This is a genomic window from Mesorhizobium sp. M1050 (assembly GCF_040318715.1).
GTDB lineage: Bacteria > Pseudomonadota > Alphaproteobacteria > Rhizobiales > Rhizobiaceae > Mesorhizobium.
Genome location: NZ_JAMYMV010000006.1, coordinates 58,893 through 76,409 on the forward strand (window position 1 = coordinate 58,893; position 17,517 = coordinate 76,409).

Here is a 17,517-nt window from a genome sequence, read left to right on the forward strand (position 1 = left end):
CCGGCGCGTAGGCTGACGGAGCATTAAACGAAAAACCCGCCTAGCGGCGGGTCACTGGCGCAAATCAGCACCATGGACGAATATGTACCATAGCTGAGGGCACAGAGTCAAGAAAAAATTCCTATCGCAAAAAGCTACCGGCACAAAAGCTGCCGACACCGCCGAACTGGCTGCCGCCAGGCCATTGCTAACCTGGGGTTCGGAGCTCTGGACGGCGCAGGCCCTTCCGGGGGCACTGTCTAAAACGCGGTTCGCACCCTGAGCCGCAGGATCGTCAGCAGGCTGAAGCCGCGTGCGAGCAGGAAAACGTGCAACGCCGCCCAAAGTCCATTGTTGCCGAAGGCTGGCGCAAGAGTCAGCAGCGCGGCCGCGAAAACGAGGAACGACAGCAGCATCATGTTGCGCATGTCGCGCGACCAGGTGGCGCCGATGAAGACGCCATCCATCTGGAACGCCAGCACACCGCTCAGCGCGGTGAATGCCGCCCACGGCAGGTAGATGTCGGCCACCGAACGGACTTCCTCCGATGTCGTCACAAGAGCAACCAGACCGGCGCCGCCAAACAGCAGCACCAGCGTCGCGGCACCCGCCAGCCCAAACCCCCAGAACAGAGTCAGCCGCACCGCCTGGCGGAAGGGCGCGGCGGCACGCGCGCCGACGGCACGACCGGCCAGCTGTTCGGCGGCGGTGGCAAAGCCATCGAGAAAGTAGCCGGCAACGAGAAAGAAATTCATCAGTACGGCGTTGGCGGCCAGCGTCACCGTACCGAACTGCGCGCCTTGGCGGGTGAACAGCGCGAAGGCGGCGAGCAGCGAGAACGAGCGGATCATGATGTCGCGGTTGAGCGACAGCATGCGCACAAAGGCAGCCATGTCGAGCAGGCGATGGCGCGGCAAGGGCGGGGCCGCCCGGAACCGGCGGATGACGATCGCCAGGCCGAGCAGCATGGCAAGAAACTCACCGGTCACAGTCGCCCAGGCGACACCGATGACGCCCCAGCCTAGTTCCAGGCCGAGCAAGAAGCAGAGCGCGATGTTGATGCCGTTCAGCACCAATTGCAGCATCAAACCGAGTCCGCCCTCGCCGCGCCCCAGCACATAACCGAGAATGGCATAGTTGATCAGCGAGAAGGGGGCCGCGAGCAGCCTGATGCGGATGTAGACGCCCATCGCCTCGCTGACGCGCGGTTCGGCGCCCATGAACTTCTGCCCGGCGATGGCGACCAGGGGCGCAAGTGCCGCGAGCACGATGCCGGCGACAACCGCGATCAGCACGGCGCGCCAGAACACCGCCTGTTCCTCCAGGGCGTCGCCGCGCCCGAACGCCTGGGCGACGAGGCCGGTGGTGCCCGAGCGCAGGAAATTGAAAGTGGTGAAGACGACGTCGAAGATGAGGGCGCCGGCCGCCAGGCCGCCGAGCAGGGCAGCGTCACCGAACTGACCGACGACAGCCGTGTCGACCAGGCCGAGCATCGGCGTCGTCAGATAGGCAAGCGTCATCGGCACCGCTATGGCGAGCACGGAACGGTTGGTGACGACAAAGTATCTGGCGTCGGCTGGGGTTACACCCTTGTCCAAGGATTGCTGCCTTGCTGATTGCGGCTTGATCGAACCGCCGGTGTGCCCCATTTTCCCGGCATCGCGCAATCACTCTTCCCGCGAAGGCCAACCGAATTACCCGGTCTGGCGCGAGCCCGCCGGATCCAGTTCATGCCTTTGCAGATCGTCCATCACCCCGACTACGACGCCGGCTTCGCGGTCAACCATCGCTTTCCGATGAGCAAATATCCGCTGCTGATGGATACCTTGCGCGCACGCGGACTGGCCGGGCCCGACGCGCTCAACTCTGCGGAACCCGCGCCGGCGTCATGGCTGAAGCTCGCTCATGCGGCCGACTATGTCGATCAGGTCATCAGTTGCGCCGTGCCCGAGAAGATCGAACGCGAGATTGGTTTTCCGATCGGGCCTCGTGTCTCGCTGCGCGCGCAGCTTGCCACCGGCGGCACGGTGCTGGCGGCGCGGCTCGCCCTGCGCCACGGCATCGCCTGCAACACCGCCGGCGGTAGCCATCATGCGCGGCGTGCGCAAGGTGCGGGCTTTTGCACCTTCAACGATGTTGCCGTCGCATCGCTGGTCTTGCTCGCCGAAGGCGCCGCCACAAACATCCTGGTGGTCGACCTCGACGTGCATCAGGGCGACGGCACGGCGGACATTCTCGCGGACGATCCGCGCGTGTTCACCTTTTCCATGCATGGCGACCGCAACTACCCTGTGCGCAAGGTCGCCTCCGACCTCGATGTCGCGCTGCCCGATGGAACGGGTGACGCCGCTTACATGGAAAGGCTCGCCGCCACCCTGCCGGAACTGTCCGCCAAAGCGCATTGGGACATCGTCTTCTACAATGCTGGCGTCGACGTCCATGCCGAAGACCGGCTTGGCAGGCTGTCGCTATCGGATGACGGGCTACGCACGCGCGACGATATGGTCATCCGCCATTTTCGCGCGCAGGGCATTTCCGTCTGCGGCGTCATCGGCGGCGGCTATTCCATGGACGTGCCCGCCCTGGCGGCGAGGCACGCCATCCTGTTCGAGGTGGCGTCGGACTATGCCCGGTAGCTACTTCCGATAGTTGGCAAGCCTCAGCAGGATGAAGGCCGGCACGACGACCGCCGCACCGAGCAGGATGTAGCCGAAGAAGCGGTCGATGGCGTGGAAGCCAAGATTCCACAGGTCGATGAAGAACTTCCGGATGCCGTAGAACACATCCATCGGCGACCAGCCGAAGGCATTCATGACCAGGCCGACGAGGAACGACACGACCAGCAGTTTCAGGATCACCTTGAGCGGCGAGTCGCCGAGAAAGCGTGTCAGTGCGGACAAGGGCTGTCTCCAGATAGAGGCACCCAGACTCGAGGGCGTCGGCCAGACATACGCACTTGGCTTGCCGGCTTCAAGCCGGCAGTTTTGCGGGATGGCGAACACCTCGAGCGAGGCATTGGCGTGGCCGCAAGCAGTGCCAAGGCGTGGCAGCCGGCCGACGGCCGTGTCCGATCCTGCTGGCTTATCTGTTTTCTAACCAATTGCCGCTATTCCCAATCGAATAGCGGGAGCAAGGCCTTTGGTGGAGACGCAGAAAAACACCGCGCGACGCGGCGTCATGCTGTCGGTGGTCGTCCCATGCTACAATGAGCTGGACGGGGTGGCCGAACTGCATCGACGGGTGACGGCGGCATGTCTGGAACTGGGCTCCTCGTATGAGATCGTCCTTGTCATCGATGGCGCCACCGACGGCTCGCGAGACGCTATTTTCAAGCTGGCCGAAAAGGACGATCATGTCGTCGCCATCGACCTTGCCCGGAACTACGGCCACCAGATCGCGTTGAGCGCGGGGCTCGAATTCTGCCGCGGCCAGCGCATTCTCATTCTCGATGCCGACCTGCAGGATCCGCCTGAGCTGCTCGGCGCGATGATGGCGAAGATGAACGAAGGCTTCGATGTCGTTTACGGTCAGAGGCTGAGCCGTGACGGGGAAAGCTGGTTCAAGCTCACCTCCGCTTCGATATTCTATCGCTTGCTGCGCCGCATGGTCGACGTCGACATAGCCCCGAATTCCGGGGATTTCCGGCTGATGAGCCGCCGCGCGCTCGACCATCTGAACGCGATGCCCGAGCGCTACAGGTTCATTCGTGGCATGGTGAGCTGGATCGGGCTGAAACAGGTGGCTTTCCCCTATGAGCGGCACCGGCGCTTTGCCGGCACCACCCACTATCCCCTGAAGAAAATGGTTCTTCTGGCGATCGACGCGATGACCAGCTTTTCCATCGCGCCCCTGCGGTTCGCCTCGCTGCTCGGGATGATGTTCGGGCTTCTGGGTCTGTTCGTGCTCGGCTACACGCTGTTGGAATGGTCGGTCGGAAACGTGCTGCCCGGCTGGACCAGCCTTGCCGCGATCATGCTGATCCTCGGCAGCGTCCAGCTCATGGTGCTTGGCATCTTCGGCGAGTATCTCGGGCGCATGTACATGGAGACAAAGCGGAGGCCGCTCTACTTCGTCAACGAGGTCGTTTCGCGCAGCCAGGCAGCCGAGGACGGGGAACTGCCCGTCCATCGCTTGCAGGAGATGGCAAAGAGGGCCGCACGTGCTTGAGGCGGAGTTCGACCGGGCGCAGCGGGAACGGCATGGGCAGGATGCGATCGGCTTTTCCGTGTGATTTCTCGCGGATGCTGCGATTTGGTGCCATCGGGCTCCTTAACACGGCGCTCGGATATACGCTCATCCTGGCTGGGCTGGCGCTCGGCTTCGGCGATATCGCCTCCAACGCGGCGGGCTATGCCGCCGGCCTCACCCTCGGTTTCTTCCTCAACAGCCAATGGACATTCAGCCGTGCCGGTCGCTTTCGCCCAGGCGCGGTCGTGCGATACGCGATCACCTTCCTTATCGCCTACGGTGCCAACCTGGGCGTCGTGGTCACCGCCATGTCTGCCGGCTACATCGAAAACCCGTTGGTCCATCTGGCGGGAAACTGCCTTTACTCAGTCATCTTCTATGTCGGCTCGGCCCGTTTCGTGTTCGTCGGCAGCGCGGATGATCCCGATCCCTTGACCGGAAAGAACGCAAAATGGCCTGGAGCTGCGACATGAACCAGACCAAGGCAATCTTGCTGGCCACGCCGTCACTCGAGGACGCACAGCGGAACAGGCTGATCTTCTGCCTGTTAGCGGCCTGGGCGATGGCAGCGGCACTGGCTGCCCAAGCCGGTGCCACCCTGCAGGATCCCGATAGCTGGTGGCAAGTGAAGGTCGGGCTGGATTTCCTGGCAAACCGGACATTTCCGACAGTCGACTCCTATTCCCACACTTTTGCCGGCCAGCCATGGATTGCCAAGGAATGGCTGGGGCAGATCGTGTTGGCCCTTGCCTACCAGGCAGGAGGCTGGAACGGGGTGGTCACCCTGATCATCGCCTCGATTTCGCTGACGGTTTTCCTGATGGGGTGGTTTCTCAGCGCGTGGCTGAAGCCGATCCTGGCGATTACGCTCGCCTTCGCCGCAATGTTCCTGATCAACCCGATCTTTACGGCGCGTCCGCATGTCCTCACCTTCCCGATCATCGTCATCTGGACGGCGGTGCTCTTTGGTGCGGCAAGAGAAGAACGGGCGCCGCCCTGGTGGTCGCTTGTGCTGGTCGTATTGTGGGCGAACCTGCACGCCACCTTCACCCTGAGCTTCATCATCGCGGCGTTCGCCAGTCTCGATCTGCTGGCGCGCACGGGCCTGTCAAAACCCGCCCTCCTAGCGAAGTGGATCGCATTCGGCCTGCTTTGCCCGCTGGTCAGCCTGATGCATCCCTACGGCGTGAAAGCCATCCTAGCCACGCTCACCGTCGCCTACGGCAACGAGGCGGTGCCGCTGATCATGGAATGGAAACCGTTCAGCCAGCCGGACAGCCCCGTCCAGGAAGTTGCGATACTGCTGGCGCTTTTCGGGCTTCTGGTGTCACGGTTGCGGATTGGCTGGGCCAAGGCGTTGTTCGTCGTCTTCACCTTGCATGTCTATCTCGCCCATGTGCGTTTCATGTATCTGTTCTTCCTGCTGGTTCCCCTGGTGATCGCGATCGAGGTCGCGCAGCAATATCCCTCTCTTTCAGCCACCGCATGGCTGGTGGAAAAGCGCGACAGACTGGAAACATTCCTCGCAAGGCGGTTCTACGCGATCTGCGGTGCGGCGGCCGTCTTAACGATCGGCGGGATCGGCCTGCTCAGCAGTGCCTATCAGGTCGCGCCGAGCCCGAAGACGTCGGCCAGCGGCGCGCTGGCCTTCGCAGAAGGCCACCATCTGTCCGGCAACGTGCTGAATTCCTACAATTTCGGCGGCACGCTGATTTTCCACGGCATCAAGACCTATATCGACGGACGGACGGACCAACTGTTCCTGGGCGGATTCACAAAAACCGATGACGAAACGGGACACAGCGACGGCAAGCCGCTCCTCGAGGCCCGGCTGAAGAAATACGCGATAGGCTGGGCACTGCTGTCGACCGGCGACAGCCGTATTCCCTTCTTCGACCAGCTGGGCTGGAACCGGGCCTATGCGGATGATTACGCGGTGATTTACCTGCCCGGCGCCTGATCCTGCCGCGTGCCGCCGCGAACCGGCTTCGCCAGCATTCGAACCTTGGCATGCGGCATGCACTGATCGTCAGAAAAATCAGAGAAATAGTCCCGGAAAGTCGTCGACGTTAACTTCATGCTTGGCTAATTCATGCTATCGCTGCCGGCTGGTGATGCCGGAGGGCTGGCATCCCACAGGGGATGACATCAATTATGTTTATGTTAAAGCGACGGGCTGGAAAATTTTCCAAGGCCGTTTTCAGTCTGGCCTGGGCGCTGCATCTGGCAGCAATTCCTATTTCCTATTCGACAAACGCATACGCGCTCAACGGCGATGTCAAGCTGCCCAAGCCTTATATTTCCAGGGCGATCGAAGCGGTCCTGCTGCCAATCAATGGCACTGTACGCAAGGAGTTCAAACTCAAGCCACACGCCCACGGCGTCCTTGTGCTGTCGGTGAAGCCTGGTGGCACCGGCGAAAAGCAAGGCATCAAGCCTGGCGACGTGATTGCCAAGGTCCACGGCCACAAGATCTACAAGCCGATCGATGTCGATACGGTGGTCTACCATTGGGCCAAAGCAGGCAAATCCGACTTCCGATTCGACTGCTATCGCGATGGCAAGTCATACAACTCCAACGGCACGATCACGCTTAGCAGCTACGAAACCGCCGTCGATGTCGTCACTGTCGCGACGTGGACAAGCTGGTCTGTCGCAACTGCCTTCAGCTATTCGGAGTTCTACAGCGAATATAGCCAGGAGATGACTGCCACCTACGAATCATCCGAGACGACGGTGGAGGCGACCGCCTCTTCCGAGGAATTCACCTCCGAGGCCAACAGCGAGGCTACCGACGAGAGCTCGGACAGCAAAGCGGACGCAACAGCTGACGGCGCGAGCGATTCGGCGACGGAGCCGAGCGATCAGGCAGAGGCTTCCGGAACCGACGACACCGATGCTCCCGCCGCGGAAGACAATTCCGACGGCGGCGACGATGGCGATGCCGCCGACGACAGTTCCGGCGACGATGATTCCGGTGGCGGGGACGACGGCGGTGGGGATGACGGCGGTGGCGACGATAGCGGTGGCGACGAGTAATCCGCCAGCCTGCCGACTACCGGACCGGCAGAGATATTCAGATGTTGGGTTCGAGCGCACGGCAATCGCTTCGGGCTAATTTTTCACCTTGCCGATGTCGACACTCAGTCTGACGCGATTGGCTTGGGTTCGGGCGGCTTTGCGGTTGCCCGAGCCTGTGCCGTCATGATAACCAGAACGCGCGCGGGTATGATGTAATGGTAGCTTGTCAGCTTCCCAAGCTGAACGCGCGGGTTCGATTCCCGCTACCCGCTCCAGCTGTCATCCCACCTCTCTCAGAATGAAATCGTGCAGCATCTTGGCGGCTGGCGACAGCGCGCGGTTCCTCACAGTGATCAGACTGTAGGGCCTGACCTCAATGTCGAATTCGGTCTGGACGACATCGATGGCGCCGGCCAGCCCGTCGGGATTCTGGATGAACTTCGCCACCTGGATCGATACCGGCGCAATGGCATCGGACTGCGCAACCATGACCAGGGTCAAGAGCAGTGAGCTGGTGTTGAGGATGCGATCCGGCAAGGCGATGTTGCGGTTGAGGAAATTGCTCTCCATCGCTTGGCGCAAGGGCGACCCGCCCGACTGGAAAACCCAATCATAGGCGGCGGTGTCTTCCAGCCGCACCGGCTCGCCCTTGGTGAGCGGATGGCCCCGGCGCACGATCAGGCAGGCCTTCTCGACGCCGATGACGCGCGACTCGAACAGCCGCGGGTTGAGATCATCGGGGATGCGCGCGATGATGAAATCATGGCGCGTGGCGATCAGCTCGCGCGCCAGCACGTTGGAGGTTTCGACCTGCATGGTGATCTCGATGCGCGGATAGATGCGGCGGATTTCGCGGATTGCCGGCACCGCCAGTTCGATCGCCGGCGCCGTAACGGCACCTAGGAACACCGCCCCTCCTTTGCCCGCCTTGAGCTCGGAAATCTCACGATCCACCTCGCGCATCTCCAGCAGGATCGACCGCGCGCGCCTGGCCAAAGCTTTGCCGTAGGGCGTCAAAGTTATGCCGCGCGGCAGTCTCTCGCACAGCTTGACCTCCAGCACCGCCTCCATCTCGCCGATCATGCGCGAGGCCGCCGGCTGCGAAATGTTCATCACCTGGGCCGCCGCGCTGACCCGGCCATGGTCGTCGAGCGCGACGATCATTCGCATGTGACGTAGACTGAGACCGCTGCGCAGAAGCGTTTCGCCATCGCCCGGTTTTTCTTTGTAACGGTTTGAACCTGAACCAGAATTCCGCAGCGCAGGCATTGCGTTTCCCCTACTTGCCCTTACCGTCGCCAGAGAACGCGCCGGTCGATCTCGCCTCTTAGTGCATACCAAATGTGATATAGCAACCATCAAAGATCGCATTTGACAGTTATGGCAAAGGATCACACCCTTCGCGCGTTCCGAGACGTGACGGTCGATGACGAGAAAAATCGTATCGATTGAAATCAGCGCCTCGGGGCCATGGGAGGATACCGGAGATCCATATGACGGCAGCAGTGCTTTGGCACTTCTGCACGATTGCGCGGCCCGCGACCCCCGGGGTGCCGCGTCCATCAACCAGGGAGAGTTATAGTGAAAATCATCAAGACACTGGCCGCCGTCGCGGCCCTTGGCATCGCTGCCATGACCTACTCGGCGCATGCAGCCGATAAAGGTCTTGTCGGCGTGCTGATGCCGACCAAGACCTCGCAGCGCTGGATCAACGACGGCGACGCCGTCAAGTCCCAGCTCGAGGCTCTCGGCTACACTGTCGACCTGCAGTACGCACAGGACGATATCCCCAACCAGCTCAGCCAGTTGGAAAACGAGATCACCAAGGGGCCGAAGGCGCTGATCATCGCCTCGATCGACGGCACCACCCTGTCGGATGCGCTGCAGAAGGCCGCTGATGCGGGCGTCGTCGTCGTTGCTTACGACCGCCTGATCAAGAAGACCGGCAATGTCGACTACTACACCACCTTCGACAATTTCGGCGTCGGGGTCATCCAGGCGAATTCGCTGGTCAAGGGCCTCAAGGAGCGTTTCCCGAACACCAAGCCGTGGAACGTCGAACTGTTCGGCGGCTCGCCGGACGATAACAATGCCTTCTTCTTCTACAACGGTGCGATATCCGTCCTGCAGCCGCTGATCGACGATGGTTCGATCAAGATCAAGTCCGGCCAGACCGGCATGGACAAGGTCGGCACGCTGCGCTGGCTCGCCGCCACCGCCCAGGCGCGCATGGACAATCTGCTGTCGGCCAACTATTCGGATGGCAGCCGCGTCGATGGCGTTCTGTCGCCCTATGACGGCCTGTCGCGCGGCATCACCGCCTCGCTGCGCGCCGTCGGCTACGGCACGGACGCACAGCCCTGGCCTGTTGTGACCGGCCAGGATGCCGAGACCGCCTCGGTCAAGCTGATCATCTCGGGCGAGCAATACTCGACCGTGTTCAAGGACACCCGTGAACTGGCCAAGGCCACCGTCCAGCTCGTCGACAAGGTGCTCTCGGGCGGCAAGCCGGACGGGCTTGATGAAAAGACCTACAACAACGACGTCAAGGTCGTCCCCTCGATCCTCTTGACGCCGCATGACGTCGACAAGTCGAACTACCAGGCACTGGTCGTCGACTCCGGCTACATCAAGGCCGACGAACTGAAGTAACCCCGGTTACAAAGTCAGGGGTCCTGCGCAACGCAGGGCCCCTTTTCGTTAACCAGCGAGCCCGGTATTGTTCACCGACCTCGCCGGCAGTGTTTGCCGACCTCTCAAGGAGCGGTAGTCCCCATGGTCTCGACGATTTTGGAGATGCGCGACATCACCAAGACGTTCCCCGGCGTGAAGGCGTTGTCGAATGTCAACCTCAGCGTCGAGGAAGGCGAAATCCACGCCGTGGTCGGCGAGAACGGCGCCGGCAAGTCGACGCTGATGAAGGTGCTGTCGGGCGTCTATCCCACAGGCACCTATGACGGCCAGATCATCTTCAACGCCCAGGAATGCCACTTCAAAGGCATCCACGACAGTGAACACAAGGGCATCGTCATCATCCACCAGGAGCTTGCCCTGGTGCCGATGCTGTCGATCGCCGAAAACATTTTCCTCGGCAACGAGCACGCCAGATACGGCGTCATCGACTGGAATGCCAACGAGGCGCGCACCAGCGCCCTGTTGAAGAAAGTGGGCCTCAAGGAGGACCCCAAGACGCTGATCACCAATATCGGTGTCGGCAAGCAGCAGCTGGTCGAGATCGCCAAGGCGCTGAGCAAGGAGGTCAAGCTGCTGATCCTCGACGAGCCGACGGCATCGCTCAGCGAAAAGGACAGCCAGGCGCTGCTTGACCTTCTGCTCGAATTCAAACGGCAAGACATGACCTCGATCCTGATCTCGCACAAGCTCAACGAGGTGAACCGGGTCGCCGACAAGGTCACCGTCATCCGCGACGGGCGTACCATCGAGACGCTGGCCAAGAAGGACATCTCGGAAGACCGCATCATCACCTCGATGGTCGGCCGCTCGCTCGACGACCGCTATCCGCCGCGCGAGCCTGACATCGGCGAGGTCGTGTTCGAAGTGAAAAACTGGTCGGTCTATCATCCGCTCCACGCCGATCGGCAGGTGATCAAGGGCATCGACATCAATGTGCGCAAGGGCGAAGTGGTCGGCATTGCCGGATTGATGGGCGCCGGCCGCACTGAATTCGCGATGAGCTTGTTCGGCCGCTCCTATGGCCGCCATATCACTGGCGAAGTGCTGCTCAAGGGCAAGCCGATCGATGTTTCCTCGGTGAGCAGGGCAGTCGAACACGGCATTGCCTACGTCACCGAGGACCGCAAGACCTTCGGTCTCAACCTCATCGACCATATCAAGCACAACATCACTCTGGCCAATCTCGGCGGCGTGTCGCGCCATGGCGTGATCGATGACCTGGGCGAGCTCTCCGTCGCCAACGACTATCGCGGGAAGACCAATATCCGCGCTTCCAGCGTCTATCAGATGACCGGCAATCTTTCCGGCGGCAACCAGCAGAAGGTGGTCCTGTCGAAATGGCTGTTCGCCGACCCGGAAGTGCTGATCCTCGACGAGCCGACGCGCGGCATCGATGTCGGCGCCAAATACGAAATCTACACGATCATCGCCCGCCTCGCCGCCGAAGGTAAGGCGATCGTGGTCATCTCGTCGGAAATGCCAGAACTGCTCGGCATCACCGACCGCATCTACGTCATGAACGAAGGCCGCATCGTCGGCGAAATGCCCGCGGTGGACGCCAGCCAAGAAAAAATAATGCGCGCCATCGTTCGGGGAGAAGGAAAAGCAGCATGAGTACAGAAAGCGCCCCCGCCCCGCAGAGCAGCGTTGCCGAAGACGTGCAGCAGCGCCCCCGTATCGCCGTCTCGGCGCTGACGACGAACCTGCGCGAATATGGCCTGATACTGGCGCTGATCGCCATCATGGTGTTCTTCCAGTTCACCACCTCCGGAACGCTGTTCAAGCCGGTGAACCTCAGCAATCTGGTGCAGCAGAACTCGTTCATCATCGTGATGGCGCTGGGCATGCTGCTGGTGATCGTCTCCGGCCACATCGATCTCAGCGTCGGCTCCGTCGCCGGCTTCATCGGCGCACTGGCGGCGATGATGATGGTCATCTGGCCGCTCGGCCCATTGAGCAATCCGCTGGTGGTGTCGATCATCTGCCTCATCGTGGGTGGCGCGATCGGCGCGGCGCAAGGCTACTGGATCGCCTATCACCGAATACCGAGCTTTATCGTCACGCTGGCCGGCATGCTGATCTTCCGCGGCATCTGCCAGGCGCTGCTGGGCGGCGGATCCTCGGTGGGACCGCTTCCCGACGGCTTCAAGGCGCTCAGCTCCGGCTTTATCCCGGATGTCATCGGGCCACTGACGCTTATCCCGCCGACGGTGAACGCGGCCGGCAAGACCATCATAGGCAGCGGACTGACGCTGCACATGACGACGATCGTGCTAGGCCTGATCGCTGTGCTGGCCTACGCCTATTTCGGGCTGAGCACACGACGCAAACGCGAACGCCATGGCTATGAGGCCGAGCCCTTTCCCCTGTTCGTCATCAAGACGCTGGTTGGCAGCGCGCTGGCACTGTTCCTGGTCTACCAGTTCGCCAGCTACAGGGGCCTGCCGGTGGTGCTGCTCGTCATGGGCGTGCTGATCTCACTGTTCGTCTTCGTCACCAAGCGCATGACCATCGGCCGCCGCATCTATGCAATGGGCGGCAACGCCAAGGCGGCGCAGCTGTCGGGTATCAAGACGGAGCGGCTCACGCTGATGGTATTCGTCAATATGGGCGTGCTGTCTGCGCTTGGCGGCCTGATCATAGCGGCGCGGCTGGGACAAGCTGTGCCGGCGGCCGGCCTCGGCAGCGAGCTCGACGTGATTGCGGCCGTGTTCATCGGCGGCGCCTCGGCGATGGGCGGTGTCGGTCAGGTCATCGGCGCGGTTGTCGGCGGCTTCATCATGGGCGTGATGAACAACGGCATGTCGATCATGGGCGTCAATGTCGACTGGCAGCAGGTGGTCAAAGGCCTGGTGCTGCTCGGTGCCGTGATCTTCGACGTGTACAACAAGAACAAGGCTTGAACAGGTTTTAGGCGAGGCAAGCAGGAGGCATACGATCGCGGCGCTGCCGGTAAACCTGCCGGCGTAAAGAAGTCCCTCAAGGACCAGGCCCGCGAGCGCAATCCGGACGAAGAGTTCAACCCGTGGCGCGGCGAGGTCCGAGCCGCGCAGGTTAAGGTTTGCCAAATGGCAGCCGGGCCAAGACAAATGAGAGAGGATCCATCATGCTGATCTCCCAGATTCTCGATGACGCCGAGACAATCCGTGTCGTTGCCCGCAACGGCGGCAAGACCCGGATCATCAATGGCGCCCGCAGCGTGTACTCGCTGGCGATGGAGGCCGCCCGCACCGGCGTCGGCCTCGTCGCGCTGATCGAGCGCAAGGGGCTTGGCGAGACGGTCGACCTCGAGGCCGCCTATAAGAAGGGCCGGCTGCTGTCGCCGATCAACCATCCAGACCCGGCGCATCTGCACCTGACCGGCACCGGGCTAACGCATCTGGGTTCGGCCGCGACACGCGATTCCATGCACAAGAAGCTCAGCGCCGACGGCGAGGAGCAGCTGACCGATTCCATGAAGATGTTTCGCATGGGGCTGGACGGCGGCAAGCCCGCGAAAGGCCAGATCGGCGTGCAGCCGGAATGGTTCTACAAGGGCAACGGCACGATGGCGGTGGCGCCAGGCGCGGCGCTCCTGTCACCGGCCTTCGCCAACGACGCCGGCGAAGAGCCTGAGGTGGCCGGCATCTACGTCATCGGCGATGATGGCGCGCCCTTCCGCGTCGGCTTCACGCTGTCGAACGAGTTTTCCGACCACGTCACCGAGCGCGTGAACTATCTCTTTCTCGCCCATTCCAAGCTGCGCAACGCTTCGTTCGGCCCGGAGATCCTGATCGGCGACCTGCCGGCTGACATCCGCGGCACCTCGCGCATCGTGCGCGACACCGAGGTGCTGTGGGAAAAGCCGTTCCTGTCCGGCGAAGCGAACATGTCCCACACCATCGCCAATCTCGAGCATCACCACTTCAAATATGCCGCCTTCCGCCAACCAGGCGACGTGCATGTGCACATGTTCGGCACGGCGACACTGTCCTTCGCCGACGGCATCAAGACCGAGCCAGGCGACGTGTTCGAGATCGAGGCCAGTGATTTCGGCCTGCCGCTGCGCAATCCGCTCGAGATCGAACAGCCGGTGAAGGTGGCGGTAAAGGCGCTTTGAAAGGGTGATCTCCCCCTCGTGGGGAGATGTCGCCAAAGGCGACAGAGGGGGGTGCCTCGCGTAAAGCGCCAACCTCCATCTGTCGCAAGAAGGTTGCATCCGGTCGAGCCGACCCCCTCTGGCCTGCCGGCCATCTCCCCCTCAAGTGGGGAGATTGCTGCTTCAATAGATATCGAAGTCGAAATACTTGGCCTGGATCTTCTTGTAGGTGCCGTCGGCAACGATCGCGTCGATGGCCGCATTGAGCTTGTCGCGTAGCGCCGTGTCTTCCAGGCGAACGGCAATGCCGGCTTGTGTCTCCGTGCCCTTGACGTCGCCGACCAGCTTGCAGCAACCCTCGCTTGCCTTCTTCAGCCAGTCCATCAGCACGAACTTGTCCGAGATCACAGCGTCAAGCCGGCCGTTCGTCAGGTCGGTGATCGCTTCTTCCTGGGTCGGGTAGAGTTTTGCCTCGGCGCCCGCCTTGCCATATTCATTCTGGGCATAGTCGGCCTGCGTGGTCGAGGCCTGCGCGCCGACCGTCTTGCCGGCAAGCGCCGCCGGTTCGGTCGAGGTGAGGTCGCCGTCCTTCGGCGCCACCAGGGCGAGCGGTGTCGTGTAGTATTTGTTGGTGAAGGAGACCTGCTTCTTGCGCTCCTCGGTGATGCTCATCGAGGCGATAATGGCGTCGAACTTCTTCGCTTGCAGGGCTGGGATGATGCCATCCCAGTCCTGGGTGACGATTTCGCACTCGACCTTCATCTGCGCACACAGCGCGTTGGCGATGTCGATATCGAAGCCTTCGACTTTGCCGTCCGAGGTGATGGTGTTGAACGGCGGATAGGCGCCCTCGGTGCCGATCTTGATCTTTTCCTGCGCCTGCGACAGCGAGCCGGCCGCCATCACCAGCATGGCAGCGCCTGCTGCCGATATGATCCATTTCGAGATCTGCATTTTCTTGGTTCCCCTTGAACGCCGCCAGCTTGACGACCAGAAAGGCAGCCAAGCATGGCGAGCCAGCGCAGGCAAGTATTTTGCCTGCGGGTAATGGGTTCAGCGCGCGGGGCGGAAATGCTTGGACAACTTCAAACCCTGCGCCTGGTAGTTGGAGCCGCGATCGGTGCCATAGAGCGCCTGCGGCCGCTTCAGCATGTGCTCGTAGACCAACCGGCCGACGATCTGGCCATGGTCGAGGATGAACGGCACTTCGTGGCTGCGCACTTCCAGCACCGCTCGGCTGCCGGTGCCACCGGACGCCGAATGGCCGAAGCCCGGATCGAAGAAGCCGGCATAGTGGACGCGGAATTCGCCGACCAGCGGATCGAAGGGCGTCATCTCGGCGGCGTAGAGCGGCGGCACATGCACCGCTTCCTGGCTCACAAGAATGTAGAATTCATCGGGGTCGAGCACCAGTTCGCCAGCGCCGCTCTTGTGGATCGGCTCCCAGAAGTCGACGACCTCCTGCGCAGCGCGCTCGTCGACATCGACGAGACCGGTGTGATGCTTGCCGCGGTAGCCGACCAGACCGCTTTGATCGCCGTTCAGGTCGATCGACAGCGCGATGCCGCCGCCGGAAATGTTGGGCGGCTCCGTCGCGACCAATATCTGCGCGCGATGCAACTGATGCAGTTCGGCTTCCGACAGCAGCGCATTGCCGGTGCGGAAACGGATCTGCGACAGTCGCGAACCGGTGCGCGCGACGATCGGGAAAGTGCGCGGGCTGACCTCGAGAAAGAGCGGACCATGATAGCCGGCGGCGATCTTGTCGAACTCGTGGCCGCGATCAGTCATGACACGGGTAAAGATGTCGAGCCGCCCGGTCGAGCTCTTGGGATTGGCCGAAGCCGAAATGTTCGCCGGCAATGCCAGGCTTTCGAGCAAGGGCACGATATAGACGCAGCCGGTCTCCAGCACCGCGCCCTCGGCCAGATTGATCTCATGCAGCTTCAGCCGGTCGAGCTTTTCCGAAACCTTGTGGTTGGGACCCGGCAGGAAGGAGGCACGCACCCGCCAGGCCTTGTCGCCGAGCCGGAGATCAAGACTGGCCGGCTGGATCTGGTCGGCGTCAAGCGCACGCGCCGACTTCAGCGCGCCGGACTGGAAGAGCGCCGAAATGTCCTGATCGGGAAGAATGCCTGTTTGCCGCAAAGCTGACTCCGCTGCAACGCTGCTGGTACAAACCTCTTAATCAAGCCGGCAATTGACGCAAGCGTGGCGCGGGTCTAAAGGGTCGTTATCCCGTGGTGATTTGGCCGGTCGGCTTGCAGCCACGTTAAACAAGTCGCTAAAGGACCGTCGGGCCGCGAGGCCGTATGGACCGGTTGCGACTTTCGCGGCCGGTTTTTTTGTGTCTGGAAGAAGAGCGATGAGCACCAACAAGCGCAACTGGAAGCCTCAAACGGCACTCGTTCACAGCGGAACGCTGCGTTCCGGTTTCGGCGAAACGTCGGAAGCGATTTACCTCACCCAGGGCTACGTCTATCAAACGGCGCAGGCCGCCGAAGCCCGTTTCAAGGGTGAGGAGCCGGGCTTCATCTATTCGCGCTACGCCAATCCGACCGTCGACATGTTCGAAAAGCGCATGTGCGCGCTCGAGGGCGCCGAGGACGCCCGCGCCACCGCCTCCGGTATGGCTGCGGTAACGGCAGCGCTTTTGTGCAGCGCCAAGGCCGGCGACCATATCGTGGCGGCCCGTGCACTGTTCGGCTCCTGCCGCTGGGTGGTCGAGACGCTGGCGCCAAGATACGGCATCGAGGCGACGCTGGTTGACGGCACCGACGTCGCCAATTGGGAAAAGGCGGTCAAGCCGAACACCAAGCTGTTCTTTCTGGAAAGCCCGACCAACCCGACGCTGGAAGTGGTCGATATCGCCGCGGTTGCCTCGCTCGCCAATTCGATCGGCGCCAGGCTGATCGTCGACAACGTCTTTGCCACGCCCTTGCAACAGAAGCCCTTGCAACTCGGCGCCCACATCGTCGTCTATTCGGCGACCAAGCACATTGACGGCCAGGGGCGCTGTCTCGGCGGCGTCATCCTGTCGGACAAGAAGTGGATCGACGAGAACCTGCATGACTATTTCCGCCACACCGGGCCCAGCCTGTCGCCCTTCAACGCCTGGACGCTGCTGAAGGGCCTGGAGACGCTACCGCTGCGCGTGCGCCAGCAGACGGAAAGCGCCGGCAAGATCGCGGATTTCCTGGCCGAGCGGCCGGAAATCGCCCGCGTCATCTATCCCGGCCGCGCCGATCACCCACAGGCTGATGTCGTAAAGAAGCAGATGTCGGGTGGCTCGACGCTGATCTGCCTGGATGTCAAAGGCGGCAAGCAGGCGGCCTTCGCCTTGCAGAACGCGCTCGATATCGTGCTGATCTCCAACAATCTCGGCGATGCCAAGAGCCTGATCACCCATCCGGCGACGACAACTCACAAGAACCTGAGCGATGAGGCGCGCGCCGAACTCGGCATCGGGCCGGGCACGCTCAGACTGTCGGTTGGCCTGGAAGACACCGAAGATCTGCTTGAGGATATCGCGCAGGCGCTGAAGGCCAAATAGCAAG

The 17,517-nt window shown here is 61.9% G+C and carries 15 protein-coding genes, 1 tRNA gene and 1 riboswitch; of the genes, 11 read left to right on the plus strand and 5 right to left on the minus strand.

Going from position 1 to position 17,517, the window contains the following annotated elements:
• Positions 1-239 precede the first annotated feature (239 nt).
• Entirely contained in the window at positions 240-1,577 is a 1,338-nt protein-coding gene (locus NKH57_RS05390) for an MATE family efflux transporter (RefSeq protein WP_352942388.1), read from the minus strand.
• 132 nt (positions 1,578-1,709) lie between these two features.
• On the opposite strand from NKH57_RS05390, the gene NKH57_RS05395 reads away from it, so the two are divergent.
• Positions 1,710-2,615, plus strand: coding sequence for a histone deacetylase family protein (locus NKH57_RS05395; RefSeq protein ID WP_352942391.1), 906 nt, complete (start codon positions 1,710-1,712; stop codon positions 2,613-2,615).
• On the opposite strand, the gene NKH57_RS05400 is transcribed toward NKH57_RS05395, so the two are convergent.
• A complete protein-coding gene (locus NKH57_RS05400; protein WP_352601310.1) occupies positions 2,616-2,879 on the minus strand; it encodes a DUF6460 domain-containing protein in 264 nt (87 codons plus the stop codon).
• A gap of 277 nt (positions 2,880-3,156) precedes the next feature.
• Between NKH57_RS05400 and NKH57_RS05405 the strand changes: the two genes are divergently transcribed.
• The 5 genes from NKH57_RS05405 (at position 3,157) to NKH57_RS05425 (ending at position 7,463) form a co-directional block, all read left to right on the plus strand.
• Positions 3,157-4,146 (plus strand): glycosyltransferase family 2 protein, encoded by a 990-nt coding sequence (locus NKH57_RS05405; RefSeq protein ID WP_352942547.1) that lies wholly within the window; start codon positions 3,157-3,159, stop codon positions 4,144-4,146.
• Between the two features lie 74 nt (positions 4,147-4,220).
• On the plus strand, positions 4,221-4,640 hold the full coding sequence (locus NKH57_RS05410; RefSeq protein WP_352942394.1) for a GtrA family protein: 420 nt from the start codon (positions 4,221-4,223) through the stop codon (positions 4,638-4,640).
• The gene (locus NKH57_RS05415) at positions 4,637-6,127 is read left to right on the plus strand and encodes a hypothetical protein (protein WP_352942397.1); all 1,491 of its coding nucleotides are present in this window, start codon (positions 4,637-4,639) and stop codon (positions 6,125-6,127) included. Before NKH57_RS05410 ends, NKH57_RS05415 begins: the two co-directional genes overlap by 4 nt.
• Positions 6,128-6,321: 194 nt before the next feature.
• On the plus strand, positions 6,322-7,206 hold the full coding sequence (locus tag NKH57_RS05420; protein WP_352942400.1) for a PDZ domain-containing protein: 885 nt from the start codon (positions 6,322-6,324) through the stop codon (positions 7,204-7,206).
• A gap of 183 nt (positions 7,207-7,389) precedes the next feature.
• Positions 7,390-7,463: transfer RNA gene (locus NKH57_RS05425), tRNA-Gly, on the plus strand.
• Positions 7,464-7,467: 4 nt separating this feature from the next.
• Here NKH57_RS05425 and NKH57_RS05430 read toward each other — a convergent pair.
• Positions 7,468-8,457 carry a LysR family transcriptional regulator gene (locus NKH57_RS05430; protein WP_352601318.1) on the minus strand — a complete coding sequence of 330 codons (990 nt, stop codon included), beginning with the start codon at positions 8,455-8,457 and terminating at the stop codon, positions 7,468-7,470.
• A gap of 312 nt (positions 8,458-8,769) precedes the next feature.
• Between NKH57_RS05430 and chvE the strand changes: the two genes are divergently transcribed.
• From chvE to araD1, 4 genes are all read left to right on the plus strand, one after another.
• Entirely contained in the window at positions 8,770-9,840 is a 1,071-nt protein-coding gene (gene chvE / locus NKH57_RS05435; protein WP_352601320.1) for a multiple monosaccharide ABC transporter substrate-binding protein, read from the plus strand.
• A 123-nt stretch (positions 9,841-9,963) separates the two neighbouring features.
• Complete coding sequence (mmsA, locus tag NKH57_RS05440) at positions 9,964-11,496, plus strand: multiple monosaccharide ABC transporter ATP-binding protein (protein WP_352942404.1); 1,533 nt, start codon at positions 9,964-9,966, stop codon at positions 11,494-11,496.
• Positions 11,493-12,785: a multiple monosaccharide ABC transporter permease gene (mmsB, locus tag NKH57_RS05445; RefSeq protein WP_023758038.1), complete on the plus strand. Its 1,293-nt coding sequence runs from the start codon at positions 11,493-11,495 to the stop codon at positions 12,783-12,785. The genes mmsA and mmsB overlap by 4 nt, the downstream gene beginning before the upstream one ends.
• A gap of 203 nt (positions 12,786-12,988) precedes the next feature.
• Positions 12,989-13,981, plus strand: a complete 993-nt coding sequence (gene araD1, locus NKH57_RS05450) for an AraD1 family protein (RefSeq protein ID WP_352601324.1) — start codon at positions 12,989-12,991, stop codon at positions 13,979-13,981.
• A 162-nt stretch (positions 13,982-14,143) separates the two neighbouring features.
• On the opposite strand, the gene NKH57_RS05455 is transcribed toward araD1, so the two are convergent.
• Together NKH57_RS05455 and NKH57_RS05460 are read right to left on the minus strand one after the other, a co-directional pair.
• The gene (locus tag NKH57_RS05455; RefSeq protein WP_352942409.1) at positions 14,144-14,914 is read right to left on the minus strand and encodes an ABC transporter substrate-binding protein; all 771 of its coding nucleotides are present in this window, start codon (positions 14,912-14,914) and stop codon (positions 14,144-14,146) included.
• A gap of 99 nt (positions 14,915-15,013) precedes the next feature.
• Positions 15,014-16,108, minus strand: coding sequence for a 2'-deoxycytidine 5'-triphosphate deaminase (locus NKH57_RS05460; RefSeq protein WP_352942412.1), 1,095 nt, complete (start codon positions 16,106-16,108; stop codon positions 15,014-15,016).
• Positions 16,109-16,190: 82 nt separating this feature from the next.
• A riboswitch (SAM riboswitch) is annotated at positions 16,191-16,268 on the plus strand.
• Positions 16,269-16,325: 57 nt separating this feature from the next.
• Between NKH57_RS05460 and NKH57_RS05465 the strand changes: the two genes are divergently transcribed.
• The gene (locus NKH57_RS05465) at positions 16,326-17,513 is read left to right on the plus strand and encodes an O-succinylhomoserine sulfhydrylase (RefSeq protein ID WP_352601330.1); all 1,188 of its coding nucleotides are present in this window, start codon (positions 16,326-16,328) and stop codon (positions 17,511-17,513) included.
• The last annotated feature ends 4 nt before the right edge of the window (positions 17,514-17,517 follow it).

What these genes read in the sequence shown, in the direction of transcription:
- NKH57_RS05395 (WP_352942391.1), top strand. Translation starts at nt 1,710, where the DNA reads ATGCCTTTGCAGATCGTCCATCACCCCGACTACGACGCCGGCTTCGCG.
- NKH57_RS05405 (WP_352942547.1), top strand. Translation starts at nt 3,157, where the DNA reads ATGCTGTCGGTGGTCGTCCCATGCTACAATGAGCTGGACGGGGTGGCC.
- NKH57_RS05410 (WP_352942394.1), top strand. Translation starts at nt 4,221, where the DNA reads ATGCTGCGATTTGGTGCCATCGGGCTCCTTAACACGGCGCTCGGATAT.
- NKH57_RS05415 (WP_352942397.1), top strand. Translation starts at nt 4,637, where the DNA reads ATGAACCAGACCAAGGCAATCTTGCTGGCCACGCCGTCACTCGAGGAC.
- NKH57_RS05420 (WP_352942400.1), top strand. Translation starts at nt 6,322, where the DNA reads ATGTTTATGTTAAAGCGACGGGCTGGAAAATTTTCCAAGGCCGTTTTC.
- NKH57_RS05430 (WP_352601318.1), bottom strand. Translation starts at nt 8,457, where the DNA reads ATGCCTGCGCTGCGGAATTCTGGTTCAGGTTCAAACCGTTACAAAGAA.
- mmsA (WP_352942404.1), top strand. Translation starts at nt 9,964, where the DNA reads ATGGTCTCGACGATTTTGGAGATGCGCGACATCACCAAGACGTTCCCC.
- mmsB (WP_023758038.1), top strand. Translation starts at nt 11,493, where the DNA reads ATGAGTACAGAAAGCGCCCCCGCCCCGCAGAGCAGCGTTGCCGAAGAC.
- araD1 (WP_352601324.1), top strand. Translation starts at nt 12,989, where the DNA reads ATGCTGATCTCCCAGATTCTCGATGACGCCGAGACAATCCGTGTCGTT.
- NKH57_RS05455 (WP_352942409.1), bottom strand. Translation starts at nt 14,914, where the DNA reads ATGCAGATCTCGAAATGGATCATATCGGCAGCAGGCGCTGCCATGCTG.
- NKH57_RS05465 (WP_352601330.1), top strand. Translation starts at nt 16,326, where the DNA reads ATGAGCACCAACAAGCGCAACTGGAAGCCTCAAACGGCACTCGTTCAC.